Genomic DNA, 13,049 nt, shown 5'->3' with positions numbered 1-13,049 from the left:
CATGTCGCTACTCGACGGCTGGTGGGACGATTTCTTCTTCGGCCTGCTGACGGTGCTGCAGGTCTTCTGCATCGCGCTCGTCATTGCGGTGGTGTGCGGGCTGCTCGGCGCTTCGGCCAAGCTTTCGAACAGCCGCGTCCTGCGCGGCATCGCCCAGGCCTACACCATCGTCTTTCGCGGCGCGCCGGAGCTTCTGGTGCTGCTGCTCTTCTATTTCGGCATGGCCATCACGCTGACCTGGTTCGTGCAGGTCTTCGATCCGTCGGTGAAGTTCATCGACCTGCCGCCGTTCTGGGCGGGCTCCATTGCGATCGGCCTCATCGTCGGCGCCTATATGACGGAGACCTTCCGCGGCGCCTTCCTTGGCGTTGACCGCGGTCAGGTCGAGGCGGCGCGGGCGCTCAGCCTCAAGCGCCACCAGATCTTCCGCTATGTGCGCTTTCCGCAGATGTGGCGGCTGGCGCTGCCGAATTTCGGCAACCACATGCTGTCCATCATGAAGGATACGGCCCTCGTCTCGATCATCGGCCTCGAGGAAATCCTCTTCGTCGCCAAGATGGCGAATTCCATCATCCACCGGCCCTTCCTGCTCTACATGACGGTGGCCCTGATCTACCTCGCCGTGACGACCGTCATCACCTCTATCGTCGCCTGGCTCGAACTGCGCGCCAACCGCCATCTGAGAGGTGCACGATGAATTTCGACGTCTCGCTGATCGCCACCAGCCTGCCGAAGATCCTGCACGGCCTCGGGCTGACGCTCAACCTCCTCGTCGTCTCGACCCTGATCGGGCTGGCGCTCGCCGTCGGCATCCTGCTGATGCGGCTTTCCAAACGGGCCTGGCTGGTCTGGCCGGCCAAGGCCTATATCTACTTCTTCCGCGGCACGCCGCTGCTCGTGCAGCTCTTCGTGATCTATCACGGCCTGCCGCAGTTCGGCTTCATCCGCCACAGCATCCTCTGGCCGATCCTGCGCGAGCCCTACTGGTGCTCGGTCATCGCGCTTTCGCTGAACACGGCCGCCTATGTCTCGGAAATCCTGCGCGGCGGGGTGCTGGGCGTCGACAAGGGCTTCGTCGAGGCGGGCAAGGCGCTCGGCCTCAGCAAGTTCCAGCGGGCAAGCCGCATCACGGCGCCGCTCGCCGTGCGGCTGGCGCTTCCGGCCTACAGCAACGAGATCGTGTCGATGCTGAAATCGACCGCGCTCGCCTCCACCGTCACGCTGATGGAGATGACGGGCGTCGCCCGCACCATCGTCGCCGACACCTTCGCCCCCTACGAGATCTTCATCGCCGCGACGATCATCTACCTCGTGCTCGTCTGGATCATCCAGACCGGCTTCTCGATGATCGAAACCTATGCGAACCGCCATGCAAGAAGGACCTGACGCCATGACGGATATCATCGTCCTGGAAAAGATGAACAAGTTCTACGGCACCTACCACGCCCTGAAGGACGTGGACCTCACGATCGCCAAGGGGGAGAAGGTCGTCGTCTGCGGGCCGTCCGGCTCGGGAAAATCGACCATGATCCGCTGCATCAACCGGCTGGAGGAGCACAATAGCGGTAGCATCCTCGTCGGCGGCGAGGAGCTGACGGACGACGAGAAGAAGATCGACCTCGTGCGGCGCGAGGTGGGCATGGTGTTCCAGAGCTTCAACCTCTTCCCGCACATGACGGTCCTCGAAAACCTGACGCTCGCGCCCCGGCTGGTGCGCCGGATGCCGACGCCCGAGGCCGAGGCCATCGCGATGAAGTACCTCAACCGCGTGCGCATTCCCGACCAGGCGCACAAATATCCCTCCCAGCTTTCCGGCGGCCAGCAGCAGCGCGTGGCGATAGCCCGCGCGCTCTGCATGAACCCGGAGGTCATGCTGTTCGACGAGCCGACCTCCGCGCTCGACCCGGAGATGATCTCGGAGGTGCTGGACGTCATGACCGACCTTGCCCGCGAGGGCATGACGATGGTCTGCGTGACGCACGAGATGGGCTTTGCCCGCTCGGTGGCCGACCGTATCGTCTTCATGGACCGTGGAGAGATCGTCGAGGTCTCCACGCCGGCCGAATTCTTCGCAGCCCCCAAATCCGAGCGCGCCCGCACGTTCCTCGGACAGATTCTTGCCCATTGAGATCCGACATGACCGATATTGCCGAAACCTTCCTCGCCTTCGCCGAAAAGATCGCCGACAGCTCCCGCGCCCTGCTTCTCGCCGCCGCGCAGGAGGCGCCCCGTGTCGACCTCAAGCAGGATGCGAGTTTCGTGACCGCCACCGATCGCGCCGTCGAGGCGCGGCTGCGCGAGGAAATCCACGCGGCCTTCCCGGACCACGGCATCATGGGCGAGGAATATGGCAGCGAACGGCTCGACGCCGAATTCGTCTGGGTGCTCGATCCGATCGACGGCACGGCGGCCTGGGTCGCGGGCATTCCCGTCTACGGCACGCTGATTTCGCTGGCGCGCGGCGGCAAGCCGCTGCTCGGCGTCATCGATCTTCCGGCCACCGGCGAACGGCTCACGGGCATTTCCGGCCGGGGCGCATGGCATAACGGCAAGGCGATCCGCTGTCGCAAGGGCACCTCCCTTGCCGATGCCTATATGACATCCTCCAATCCGCGCTTCATTCCGGAAGCGGACCGCGCACCCTTCGCGCGTCTCAACGATGCAGTGCAGTTCACCCAGTACGGCGGAAGCTGCTACAGTTATGCCTGCCTTGCCCGCGGTCGCACCGACCTTGCCGTCGATGCCGGCTTCGACGCCTACGACCTCTTCGCGCCGACCGCCATCATCGAGGGCGCCGGCGGCATCGTGACGGACTGGCGGGGCGGCCCGCTCGACCTTGCCTGGCGCGGCTGCGTCGTGGCGGCGGGGGACGAGGCACTGCACGCGAAGGCGCTGGACCTGCTGGGGGCCGGCTGAGCCTAGATTTCCTCGATCGCGTCGTGGAGCGTCTCGATGGCCGAGAGGCGGCCGCGGCGCTTGGCGCCGGCAAGCTCCATCACGCGGGTCGCGAGCAGGTCCGTCAGGGCCATGACGGCGACATGGCTGTAGAGCGGCCCCGCCGCCGCCGTCTGGCAGCGGAAATGCCATGTCACCTCGCCAAGGCGCTCGCAGTCGTCGTCCGTCACGACCATCGTCTTCGCGCCGGTCTTGACGATCTGCGAGAGGATGAGCGGGAAGGCGCGGACCTGACGGCGCAGTCCGTAGGCGATGACGCAATCCTCCCTTCCGATGCTGGCGATATGCTCGGCCATCGTCTGGCCGGCATGGGGAAGCGACACCGTGTTCTCGATGATCTGCTGGACCTGCCATTGCAGGTAGGTAGCGAAGGACTGGCTGGTGCGGAAGCCGATGATCCAGACGCGGCGGGCCGACAGCATCGCCTGCGCGACGTCGTCGATCTCCTGCAGGGTGATGGCCGCGAAGGAGCGGTCGATATTGGCGTGAATCTGCTGGAGATGGGCATGCAGCGTCTGGTCCGGCGGATCGGCGGGCGACACGACGCGGTAGAGCGCGGCGCCCGACATCTGCTCGGATCGCACATGCCGGCGCGCTTCCTCGTAGTTCGTATAGCCGAGCCGCTGCACGAAGCGCGAGACGGTGGCGTTGGAGACATTCGCCAGCCGCGCCAGCTCTGATGCGGTATAGCTTGCAAGCTCCCCCGGAAAGCTGAGTACGAAATCCGCCAGCCGCCGCTCCGCCGGATGCATCTGGCGCAACTCGTTTCTGATGCGCTGGAGAAATGACTGCTTGGGAACGGGCTGCTGCATCAGGGCGTCCATGAAAATCTTCTTTCGTGAACTCTAGCCGTTGCCGGCCGGGAAGGGAACTGCCTTTTCGCGAAGGCTGATAGAAATAGCCGTGATAACAAGGGGTTCAAGGCGTTTTTCGTAGGCCGGAAGGGTGTGCCTGAAAATAGTTTTTCCATGAATGTATTTTTTTGTAGACGCCATCCGTGAAAAAATGCTTTCATAAAGTCGTGGCCGGCGGAGGTTTCCGGCTGCTCTTCGAAAGAGACGACCGCCTGCCGGCCGGCGGTTGGAAAACGGGACGGATGCCGGCGCAACCATCAGATATGCAGGCTCGCCTTCCGGCTGGGCATGCGACACAGTCCTATGGGAGGATAGCTGTGGAAACGAAACCGAAAACGACGGTCTCGACCCTTGAGGAGAGGGACCGGACATTCAAGCGCATCGCCTGGCGAATTCTGCCCTTCGCCACGCTGGTCTATATCTTCGCATGGCTCGACCGGGTGAATGTCGGCTTTGCCAAACTCACGATGCTCGACGATCTCGGCTGGAGCGACGCCGTCTACGGCGCGGGGGCGGGCATCTTCTTCTTCGGCTATTTCCTGTTCGAGGTGCCGAGCAATTTGCTCCTGCAGAAGATCGGCGCGCCGAAGACCATCCTGCGCATCGCGCTCGGCTGGGGCGTCGTGTCCGTGCTGATGGCGCTGTGCACGCAGCCCTGGCATTTTTACGTGCTGCGTTTCCTTCAGGGTGCCTTCGAGGCCGGTCTTCATCCGGGCCTCATCCTCTATCTCACCTATTGGCTTCCGGCGCACCGGCGTTCGCGCGCCATCGCCATCTTCATGTCCGCCTCGCCCATCGCCCTGCTTCTGGGCAGCCCGCTCGCCGCCTATATCATGACGAGCACCGACGGCCTGATGGGCTTCAGGGACTGGCAATGGCTCTTCATCATCGAGGGCGTCCCGTCGATCATCCTCGGCCTGCTCGCCGTCTTCGTGATGACCGCAAAGCCGAGCGAGGCAAAGTGGCTGAGCCAGGCCGAGCGCGACCAGGTGGCCTATGAGCTCGACCAGGAGGCGGCGCAGATGCAGGGCCGCGAGCACAAGTTCGGTGCTGCGCTGCGCAGCCGGGACGTCTGGGTCCTCATCCTCACCCTCTTCTGCATCATCACCGGCAATGCGACGCTCTCCTTCTACGGGCCGAGCCTCATCACCGCCGCCGGCTTTACGGATATCACGGTGGTCGGCTGGATCATGTCGGGCATCTTCCTGTTCGGCTGGATGGGCATGATGACCAATGGCTGGCTTTCCGACCGCAGCCACGAATCCCGTTGGCACACGGCCGTCGCCGCGGCGCTCGGCGCCACGGGCCTCGTGCTGGCGGCGTTCGCCCAGGAAGCCGGCAGCGCGCCGGGTGTCATCGCGGCGCTTGCCCTTTCGGCAGCGGGTACGATGGGCTCCATCCCGGTGTTCTGGAGCCTGCCGCCGCGCTTCATGTCGGGAACGGCGCTTGCCGCCGGTGTCGCGCTCATCAATTCTATCGCGAACCTTGCCGGCTATTTTGCCCCGCAGTTCCTCGGCGCCATCAAGACCGCTACCGGTGTTTATTCGCCGGGCCTCTTCATCATCGCCGGGGTGGAGTTCATCGCCGTGCTGCTGATCCTTCTCTTCATCCGCAAGGAGCCGGCCGAAACCACCGCCCTGCCGGCCGGAAAAGCTGCAGCTTCGTGATCCGGCGCGCCGCCCGCATGCCGAAAGCCTGCGGGCGGCGGCCACTATAACAGCATACAAGGAGAACCGACGTGACCGACGCCCCCGAAACCGCAAAGCCGCTGCCGCGCGAAACCTTCTACAATCGCTCCATGAGCCTGCCGGACGAGCTGATGATCGGCACCACCGACATCCATGTCCATAGCGGCCCCTGGCTGAAATCCTGCCCCGGCCGGCTGACGCCCTTCGAGATCGCCGAGCAGGCGAAGGCGGCAGGCATGAAGGCGCTTGTCTTCTATGACCACACGCTCGGCGTCAGCAACGGCACGTCCCAGCTGGTCAACTGGCAGGTGCCGGGCATCGATATCTTCGGCGGCATCATCCTCACCTCCAACTTCGGCGGCCTCAATCCGCGCGCCGTCAAGACGGCGCTCTATTACGGCGCCGGCGCCCGCTTCGTGCATTTCGGCGCTCATTGCACCCATTACATGGCGAGCCACGAAGGCTCCTTCGTCGACGGCAAGCCGGTCTACTTCAAGGACCAGTATCCGAAATTCGCGAAAGACGAATTGTCCCGCGCGGTCCGCATCCCGCTGGAAGGGCCGATTTCGGACGAGCTTGCCGAGATCCTCCAGCTCATCGCCGATCATCCCCATGTCCATCTCAATACCGGGCACATCTCCGCCGAAGAGGCGATCCGGCTCGTGGACCTTGCCATCGAGTTCGGTATCAGGAAGATCGTCGTCGCCCATCCCTGCCGCGTCCGCCTGTCGACGCAGCAGCAGAAGGACCTCGCGAAGAAGGGCGTGCTGCTCGAGGGCTGCGTGTCGGACTGGATGTTCCATCGCGGCCTGCCGCGCACGAACTACTATGTCGAGCGCGAATGGGCGGACCAGATCGCCGGCATCGCCAGCTCGCCGGATGCCTTCAGCGGCATCGTGCCCTGGGCGCGGCAGATCCGGGAAATCGGCATCGAGCATTTCGTGGTCGGCACCGACTACGGCATCCGCTCCGGCCCGACGCCCGTCGAGGGCATGCGTGTCCTGATCAGCTCGCTTCTCGATCTGGAGTTCACACCGGAAGAAATCCACACCATGGTCAAGACCAATCCCGAAAACCTGCTGGACCTCTAGGAAGAGTGCCGGGCGGAAACGCCCGGCGAACCCATCGGCGAAGGTAGACGGGCATGCCCGGCTGCCTTCGCACACAAGGAATAGGCCATGAAGCCCCTGCTTCTCATCAATCCCAACACCAATGCCGCCACGACCGAGGAAATGGTGGCGATCGCGCGCAACACCGCGCCTGCCGGCCAGGCGGTGGAGGGCGCGACGGTCCGGCGCGGCGCGCCGCTCATCTATGACGACGCGCTGCTGTCGGTCGGAGCCTCCGCCGTCATGGAACTGGCGAGGACGCTCGATCTTGCCCGCTATTCCGGCATCGTCGTCGCGGCTTTCGGCGACCCGGGCATCGATGCGCTGCGGCGGTTCTCGCCGGTGCCGGTCACCGGCATCGCCGAGGCCGGCATCATCGAGGCGGCCAGTGGCGGACGGCGCTTCTCCATCGTCACCACGACGCCCGACCTCGTCGAAGCGATCGAAAAGCGGGTGGAAGCTTATGGCTTTTCCGCATCCTTCACCGGCGTCCGCCTCACGGAGGGCGACGTCGCCAGCGTGATGAGCGACCCGGTGCGGCTGGAGGAAAGCCTCATGGAGGCCTGCGCCCTTGCGATCTCCGAGGATCGTGCGGAGGCGGTCATCATCGGCGGCGGGCCGCTCGCCGTTCACGCCGTCGCGCTGGGCGCCCGTTTCGAGGTCCCCATCATCGAGCCCGTCCCGGCGGCCATTCGCCTGGCGCTTGCAAGGACCGCCATGGCGGACGCGACGGCCTGAGCCGTGAGGCTTATGGCCGCCCGCCCGACCTTTCCCTACCCGTGGTCGACCAGCACCCGTGTTTCGGGCGAGCGCTGTGGACCGTGCCGGCAACTTCTGGCAGGAGAGGTATAAACGGATGTTCGCCGCTCCGGCGGACAATGGGAGGCGGATTTCATGACGGGCATCACAATTCTGGACGGCGGCATGAGTCGTGAGCTGGTCCGCCTCGGGGCCGAGCTGCGGCAGCCCGAATGGTCGGCGGTGGCGCTGATGGAAAGCCCGGATATCGTCCGGCAGGTGCATGCGGAATTCATTGCCGCCGGGGCGGATGTCGTCACGACGAACAGCTATGCGCTGGTGCCCTTCCATATCGGCGAGGCGCGGTTTCGCGCGGAAGGGCGCCGGCTTATCGCGCTGGCCGGCCGGCTGGCGCGGGAAGCGGCGGACGCGGCCGGGGAGCGAAAGGTCAAGGTCGCAGGTTCGCTGCCGCCGATCTTCGGGTCCTACGAGCCGCAGCTTTTCCAGCCGGAGCGCGTGCAGGATTATATCGGCCTCCTGGTCGCGGAGCTCGATCCCTACGTCGATGTCTTTCTCGGCGAGACGCTGAGCCTGATCGCGGAGGCGCAAGCCGTGGAGCGGGCGGTGGCGGCCACCGGAAAACCTTTCTGGATCTCCTTCACGCTGCAGGACGAGCCGGGCGCCGAAACGCAACCGCCCGCGCTGCGCTCCGGCGAGAGCGTGGCGGACGCGGCTCGCTGGATCGCGGCCTCTACGGCTTCGGCGATGCTGTTCAATTGCAGCCGGCCCGAGGTGATGCGGCAGGCGGTCGATGTCGCGGCCGCCATCCTCGCGGAAAGCGGCCGCCCGGTCGAGATCGGCGTCTATGCCAATGCCTTCACCACGGAGGACGAGGGCGCGGCGAACGAGGCGCTGCATGCCATTCGCGACGACCTTTCGGCAGACCGCTACACCGCCTTCGCCTGCGACTGGGCGGAAAGCGGCGCGACGATGATCGGCGGCTGCTGCGGGGTCGGCGCGTCGCATATCCATAACCTGCGCCGGCGGCTCGGCTGACCGCCGCCGATGGCGGCCGGCTACTCGACGACCTTGATCCGCCCCTTCATGTTGGGGTGGAACCGGCAATAGTAGTCGACGGTGTCTCCGGCGGCTACGACATGCGTCGCTTTCTTGCCGGGCGGGATCGTGACCTCCCAGCCGCCCTTGACGGTGGCGGTATGGGCGAAGGGATCGTCGTTCGTCCATTCGATGGTCTCGCCCGCCCTGACCTCGATCTCTGCTGGCTGGAACGCGAGGTTCCTGATCGCAACATGCACCGTGCCGTCATGAGCGCGGGCGAGCGTGCCGCCGGCAAGCGCCGCCGCGCCCGTGGCAAGCACCTGCCTTCGGGTGAGAAGGAGGATCGTCATTTCAAGTCCGCCGCGACATGTTCGGCATGCTGCTCATGGCCCTGGAACAGCTTGAGGCCGGTCTCCAGCAGGCTCTTCAGTTCCGCATTCTGCGCCGAGGGGATGAGCAGGGTCTCCAGCGCGCCGTTCACCTGCTTGTGGTAGGCGACCTCGTTTTCGATATAGGCCTTGTCGAAAGCCTTGCCTTCGAGCTTGCCGAGTTCGGCGCGTTTCTCGTCGGCCGCCTTGACGAGCGCCTTGCTGGTCGCGTTGTCCTCCGGCGTGACCTTGAGCTTCTTGACGAGCGCCAGCGCCATCTCATTGACGGCCTCGTGGTCCTTCTTCATGGATTCGGCAAAGGCCTTGACCTCGGCGTTCTTGGTCTTCTGGAGGGCAAGCTTGGCGGCCTCGACATCGATGACGCCGGCGCTGTAGGCGATATGGGCGATCTGCGGGTCGGTCGGCTTGTCGGCGGCCAGCGCGAAAGAGGCGGTCAGGGCCATGCAGGTCGCGGCGAGAGTGGAAATCAGGGTTTTCATCGGGCTCTCCTTGGCGCCGCCGGGTGGCCGGCGCCGGTTTTGTTGACGCGGCATTGGATGCCGGCCCCGCTGAGAGGTTCCCGCTATTCCGCAAGCCCGAGTTTCGAGAGAACGGCCTGCGTCAGCCGCTCGCAGCGCACCCCCGCGAAGGGAAAGGCCTCGACGAGGACTGGGCCGATCCGCTCCTCGAGTTGGGTGCGGATGAGCTTGCGAGCGCGGTGCAGGCGGGTCTTGACCGTTGCCGGGGCAAGCTCCAGCAGCGCTGCCGTTTCCTCCACGCTGAGGCCCTCGATGACGCGGGCGACGAAGACGAGGCGGAAGGTTTCGGGAAGCGCGTCGGTTGCCTCCTCGACGAGGTGAAGAAGCTGTCGCTGCGCCATGACGCGCTCCGGATCGGCAATGGAAGAGGCAAGCGGGAAGGGGATGATCTCGGCTTTCGCCAGTTCCGGCGCAGGCGCGATCCGCTTCATCCGCTTCTGCGCGCGAAGCCGCATCAGCGCAGCATTGAGCGCGATGCGCGACAGCCAGGTCGATAGCGAGGCCTCGCACTGGAAGCGGCCGAGATTGGCGAAGGCGCGAAGATAGGCCTCCTGCAGCACGTCCTCCGCATCGGCATTGTTCCGCAGCACGGCGCGCACGAGCCGGTAGAGCCGCTGGTTATGAGTCCTGATGATGGCACGGACAGCCTGCGCCTCGCCCGCCGTAGCACGCCGGACGAGATCGGCTTCCCCTTCCACGGGGACGGCTATGGGAATGGTCGGCATGGCTGGCATCGGCACGCTCCTTCGAAACGGACATTGGATGCCAGACTTCCGGCGAGGTTCCCGCGGGATGCGATTTTCTGCGGAAAGGCCCTTTGCCCGCCGGTAACCACCCGCATTTTGCGCCGCTGCCGGAAGGATGTCGACGGCCCTTCCTCCGGCACGGGCCTTGAAAATATATCGTATCACGATATAATTATTTTGCATCGAACGGAGGACCATCCGATGGCGACGGATCTGGCAGCATTGAAGAGCGAGCTTCTCGAACTGGATCGGCAGCTTCAGAAGGCGGCGCACCATCCGGCGCATGGCGCCGAGGCGGAGGCCTTGCAATCCGGGCAGCTCGCCGCTCTCAGGCAGCGGCTCGACCAGCGTCTCGCCACGCTGGACGGCAGCGCCTGGCAGGTCCTCCTCCTGGAATGGCGCTACGACTTCGCGCTTCTCTTCGACCAGATCCGCCTCTGGATGGCGCAGGTCGACGCCAGCTTCGACACCGGGCCCGTCCTGAAGAAATGATCTTGAGGGGCAGCCCGGTGCCGAGGTGGCCTTTTCGCTAGCCGGCCTTTCCGGGCGCCGTCTTTCTCGGCCCGAGATAGGGCTTGCGCTCGTTCTCCAGCGTGTTGGCGGCATGGCGCAGCCGCAGCAGATCCTTGCGCGCCACCAGCCCCACGAGCCGGCCGCTCTGCGGATCGACCACCGGAATGCGGCCGACATCGGTCGCAAGCATCAGGTCGGCGACATAGCCGATCGTATCCTCCGGATGGGCGACGGGCACCGACGTATCGGAAACCCGCTCGTCGAGGCTCTGGTCGGCGAGTGCCGGGTTCTGCTGCCAGCGCAGCGCATCGCCGCGCGAGACGACGCCTTTCAGCAGCCCGTCCGCGTCGATCACCGGATAGATCCGGTGCGTCTTCTCCGTGGTGGCGAAGAAAGCGGAGGCCTCGCCCACGCGCATCTGCGCGGGAAGCGTATCGACCGCCTCGATCATGATGTCGCGGGCGCGGGCATATTCGAAGGGATCGATGCCGTATTCGCGGGTGATGTGCTGGCCCCGCCGGGCGATCTTCTCCGTCAGGATGGAGCGGCGCAGGAGAAGCACGGTGACGGCATAGGCGGAGATCGTCGCGGCGAGCAGCGGCAGCAGGCTGGAGACGTCGCCGGTGAGTTCGACCGCGAAGAAGGTGCCGGTCAGCGGCGCGCGCATCGTGCCGCCCATCATCGCCGCCATGCCGAGCAGCGCCCAGAAGCCGGGATCGCCGGGAAACACCAGCCCGACCAGCCAGCCGAGCGCCCCGCCGAGAATGAGAAGCGGCGCGAGCACCCCGCCCGACGTGCCCGACGACAGCGAGACCAGCCAGACCGCGGCCTTGACCAGCAGGATCGTCAGCACGGCCTGCGGCAGCATGCGACTGTTGAGGAGGCCGTCGATGATGTCGTAGCCGACGCCGAGCGCTCGCGGCTCGATCAGGCCGCCGAGGCCGACGGCAAGGCCGCCGATCGCCGGGCACCACATCCAGTGGACCGGCAGTGCCTCGAAGGCGTCCTCGATCCGGTAGAGCAGCATCGTCAGGAGGCCGGACTGCAGGCCGGCGATGAGGCCGGCGACGGCGCAAAGGCCGATGCCCCACCACGGAAGGTCCATGTGGAACTGCCGGGGAAAGAGGGCGCCGGCCTCGAAGAGGAACGGGCGCCAGCAGGCCGAGACGCAGGCGGCGATCGCGACGGGAATGAAGCTGCGCGGCTTCCATTCGAAAAGCAGAAGCTCGACGGCGAGCGTCACGGCGGCGATCGGCGAGCCGAAGATGGCGGTCATGCCGGCGGCGGCGCCCGCCACCAGCAGCGTCTTGCGCTCGGCCGCGCTCATGTGGAAGCACTGGGCGAAGAGCGATCCGATCGCCCCGCCCGTCATGATGATCGGCCCCTCGGCGCCGAACGGGCCGCCCGTGCCGATGGAGATCGCCGAGGAGAGCGGCTTCAGGATGGCCACCTTCGGCGACATGCGGCTACCGCCGATGAGGATCGCCTCGATGGCTTCGGGAATGCCGTGGCCGCGGATCTTCTCCGAGCCGAAGCGCGCCATCAGGCCGATGATCAGGCCGCCGATGGCGGGCGTCAGGACCATCCAGAGCGAGCGCGGGGCCTGTGCTGGAGAGGTTGCTGCAAGGCTGAACTGCCCGAACCAGGCGAGATTGGTGACGAGCGCGATCAGGCTCACCAGGAGCTTGGCGGCGAGCGCGCCGCCGCTGCCGACGATGAGCGCCATGCCTATCAGGGCGAGCACGCGCCGGTCCGTCGTGAAATCGCCGGCCTCGCGCCGGGCTAGGCCGCCCGTGAAGTCGTGCGGGCGGTGGTGGGGCTTCGTTTGGGGCATGGCTTTCCCGTCGCTGAAATGGTGAAGGCGGCCGCAGATACATCGTAATACGATATAAATCAACAGGGATTGCCGGCTGGCGAGAAGGTCATTTGGCGCACTAGCCCGCCGGCCCGACCTGCGGTAAGCCGGTGGAGGGATGTTGTTGCGGAAAATGCCGGCGGCGGCCGGAACGCGGAAGCGGGAGCGGAGAATGGCGAAGGACAGGCTGAGCGATGCCGATTACGAAGCGCTCTCGAACCTGCGCTACACGCTGCGCCGCTTCATGGATTTCAGCACCTCGGCGGCGCATCACGAAGGGCTTCCCGCCCAGCAGCATCAGGCGCTCCTGACGATAAGGGGGCACCGCGACGAAGAGCCGATGACCGTCGGCCGGCTTGCCGAGCGGCTGCTGATCGCGCCCCATTCAGCGACGGAACTCGTCGGCCGGCTCGTTGCCGCCGGCTATGTGACGCGGCATTCCGACCCCGCCGACCGCCGCCGCCAGACCCTCACGTTGACGGACAAGGCCGATGCCATCCTGGAAAGGCTGACCGCCATCCATCTCACGGAAATCCGCGAAATGGCGCCGCGGCTGATCGACATTCTCCGTACGCTCGATGTCGGACGTTAGGATAGGGCTCCTTCAAATCCCGGCGATGATTGC

At 65.5% G+C, this 13,049-nt stretch carries 15 protein-coding genes; 10 read left to right on the top strand and 5 right to left on the bottom strand.

The features are described from left to right. The first annotated feature begins 1 nt into the window (after window position 1). From DSD28_RS04305 to DSD28_RS04290, 4 genes are read left to right on the top strand one after another with little or no spacing between them, the layout of a single operon-like run. Complete coding sequence (locus tag DSD28_RS04305; protein WP_119255124.1) at window positions 2-697, top strand: ABC transporter permease; 696 nt, start codon at window positions 2-4, stop codon at window positions 695-697. Then, on the top strand, window positions 694-1,386 hold the full coding sequence (locus DSD28_RS04300) for an ABC transporter permease (protein WP_119255123.1): 693 nt from the start codon (window positions 694-696) through the stop codon (window positions 1,384-1,386). The genes DSD28_RS04305 and DSD28_RS04300 overlap by 4 nt, the downstream gene beginning before the upstream one ends. A 4-nt stretch (window positions 1,387-1,390) precedes the next feature. Continuing rightward, entirely contained in the window at window positions 1,391-2,128 is a 738-nt protein-coding gene (locus tag DSD28_RS04295; protein WP_119255122.1) for an amino acid ABC transporter ATP-binding protein, read from the top strand. Between the two features lie 8 nt (window positions 2,129-2,136). Continuing rightward, on the top strand, window positions 2,137-2,916 hold the full coding sequence (locus DSD28_RS04290; protein ID WP_119255121.1) for an inositol monophosphatase family protein: 780 nt from the start codon (window positions 2,137-2,139) through the stop codon (window positions 2,914-2,916). 2 nt (window positions 2,917-2,918) lie between these two features. On the opposite strand, the gene DSD28_RS04285 is transcribed toward DSD28_RS04290, so the two are convergent. Further along, the gene (locus DSD28_RS04285; protein ID WP_245424743.1) at window positions 2,919-3,779 is read right to left on the bottom strand and encodes a MurR/RpiR family transcriptional regulator; all 861 of its coding nucleotides are present in this window, start codon (window positions 3,777-3,779) and stop codon (window positions 2,919-2,921) included. A 347-nt stretch (window positions 3,780-4,126) separates the two neighbouring features. Here DSD28_RS04285 and DSD28_RS04280 point away from each other — a divergent pair, with 347 nt between their 5' ends. The 4 genes from DSD28_RS04280 to DSD28_RS04265 all read left to right on the top strand — a co-directional run bounded on the left by DSD28_RS04280 (window position 4,127) and on the right by DSD28_RS04265 (window position 8,400). Next, the gene (locus DSD28_RS04280; RefSeq protein ID WP_205536161.1) at window positions 4,127-5,476 is read left to right on the top strand and encodes an MFS transporter; all 1,350 of its coding nucleotides are present in this window, start codon (window positions 4,127-4,129) and stop codon (window positions 5,474-5,476) included. Window positions 5,477-5,547: 71 nt separating this feature from the next. Beyond that, a complete protein-coding gene (locus tag DSD28_RS04275) occupies window positions 5,548-6,588 on the top strand; it encodes a DUF6282 family protein (RefSeq protein WP_119255119.1) in 1,041 nt (346 codons plus the stop codon). A gap of 87 nt (window positions 6,589-6,675) precedes the next feature. Beyond that, on the top strand, window positions 6,676-7,344 hold the full coding sequence (locus DSD28_RS04270) for an aspartate/glutamate racemase family protein (protein WP_119255118.1): 669 nt from the start codon (window positions 6,676-6,678) through the stop codon (window positions 7,342-7,344). A 156-nt stretch (window positions 7,345-7,500) separates the two neighbouring features. Then, window positions 7,501-8,400: a homocysteine S-methyltransferase family protein gene (locus DSD28_RS04265; protein ID WP_119255117.1), complete on the top strand. Its 900-nt coding sequence runs from the start codon at window positions 7,501-7,503 to the stop codon at window positions 8,398-8,400. Window positions 8,401-8,420: 20 nt separating this feature from the next. Here DSD28_RS04265 and DSD28_RS04260 read toward each other — a convergent pair whose 3' ends face one another. From DSD28_RS04260 to DSD28_RS04250, 3 genes are all read right to left on the bottom strand, one after another. Continuing rightward, a complete protein-coding gene (locus DSD28_RS04260) occupies window positions 8,421-8,753 on the bottom strand; it encodes a cupredoxin domain-containing protein (protein WP_119255116.1) in 333 nt (110 codons plus the stop codon). Then, entirely contained in the window at window positions 8,750-9,271 is a 522-nt protein-coding gene (locus tag DSD28_RS04255; RefSeq protein ID WP_119255115.1) for a DUF4142 domain-containing protein, read from the bottom strand. Before DSD28_RS04255 ends, DSD28_RS04260 begins: the two co-directional genes overlap by 4 nt. An 83-nt stretch (window positions 9,272-9,354) precedes the next feature. After that, window positions 9,355-10,044: an RNA polymerase sigma factor gene (locus DSD28_RS04250; protein WP_119255114.1), complete on the bottom strand. Its 690-nt coding sequence runs from the start codon at window positions 10,042-10,044 to the stop codon at window positions 9,355-9,357. 213 nt (window positions 10,045-10,257) lie between these two features. On the opposite strand from DSD28_RS04250, the gene DSD28_RS26205 reads away from it, so the two are divergent. Then, window positions 10,258-10,548 (top strand): hypothetical protein, encoded by a 291-nt coding sequence (locus DSD28_RS26205; RefSeq protein WP_245424742.1) that lies wholly within the window; start codon window positions 10,258-10,260, stop codon window positions 10,546-10,548. Window positions 10,549-10,585: 37 nt separating this feature from the next. Here DSD28_RS26205 and DSD28_RS04240 read toward each other — a convergent pair whose 3' ends face one another. Then, window positions 10,586-12,403, bottom strand: coding sequence for a chloride channel protein (locus DSD28_RS04240; protein WP_119255113.1), 1,818 nt, complete (start codon window positions 12,401-12,403; stop codon window positions 10,586-10,588). Window positions 12,404-12,596: 193 nt separating this feature from the next. On the opposite strand from DSD28_RS04240, the gene DSD28_RS04235 reads away from it, so the two are divergent. Continuing rightward, complete coding sequence (locus DSD28_RS04235) at window positions 12,597-13,016, top strand: MarR family winged helix-turn-helix transcriptional regulator (RefSeq protein ID WP_119255112.1); 420 nt, start codon at window positions 12,597-12,599, stop codon at window positions 13,014-13,016. Window positions 13,017-13,049: the final 33 nt, after the last annotated feature.

Origin of the sequence: Shinella zoogloeoides, from assembly GCF_003574625.1 — a bacterium.
Classification (GTDB): domain Bacteria; phylum Pseudomonadota; class Alphaproteobacteria; order Rhizobiales; family Rhizobiaceae; genus Shinella; species Shinella zoogloeoides_A.
Note: the sequence above shows the minus strand (reverse complement) of the source record. Positions and strands in the feature narration are given on the sequence as shown.

Bases quoted from the DNA above. Each gene is read 5' to 3' on its own strand.
- DSD28_RS04235 (WP_119255112.1), top strand. From the start codon at position 12,597: ATGGCGAAGGACAGGCTGAGCGATGCCGATTACGAAGCGCTCTCGAAC.
- DSD28_RS04265 (WP_119255117.1), top strand. From the start codon at position 7,501: ATGACGGGCATCACAATTCTGGACGGCGGCATGAGTCGTGAGCTGGTC.
- DSD28_RS04290 (WP_119255121.1), top strand. From the start codon at position 2,137: ATGACCGATATTGCCGAAACCTTCCTCGCCTTCGCCGAAAAGATCGCC.
- DSD28_RS04240 (WP_119255113.1), bottom strand. From the start codon at position 12,403: ATGCCCCAAACGAAGCCCCACCACCGCCCGCACGACTTCACGGGCGGC.
- DSD28_RS04305 (WP_119255124.1), top strand. From the start codon at position 2: ATGTCGCTACTCGACGGCTGGTGGGACGATTTCTTCTTCGGCCTGCTG.
- DSD28_RS04250 (WP_119255114.1), bottom strand. From the start codon at position 10,044: ATGCCAGCCATGCCGACCATTCCCATAGCCGTCCCCGTGGAAGGGGAA.
- DSD28_RS04255 (WP_119255115.1), bottom strand. From the start codon at position 9,271: ATGAAAACCCTGATTTCCACTCTCGCCGCGACCTGCATGGCCCTGACC.
- DSD28_RS04260 (WP_119255116.1), bottom strand. From the start codon at position 8,753: ATGACGATCCTCCTTCTCACCCGAAGGCAGGTGCTTGCCACGGGCGCG.
- DSD28_RS04270 (WP_119255118.1), top strand. From the start codon at position 6,676: ATGAAGCCCCTGCTTCTCATCAATCCCAACACCAATGCCGCCACGACC.
- DSD28_RS04285 (WP_245424743.1), bottom strand. From the start codon at position 3,779: ATGGACGCCCTGATGCAGCAGCCCGTTCCCAAGCAGTCATTTCTCCAG.
- DSD28_RS04295 (WP_119255122.1), top strand. From the start codon at position 1,391: ATGACGGATATCATCGTCCTGGAAAAGATGAACAAGTTCTACGGCACC.
- DSD28_RS26205 (WP_245424742.1), top strand. From the start codon at position 10,258: ATGGCGACGGATCTGGCAGCATTGAAGAGCGAGCTTCTCGAACTGGAT.
- DSD28_RS04300 (WP_119255123.1), top strand. From the start codon at position 694: ATGAATTTCGACGTCTCGCTGATCGCCACCAGCCTGCCGAAGATCCTG.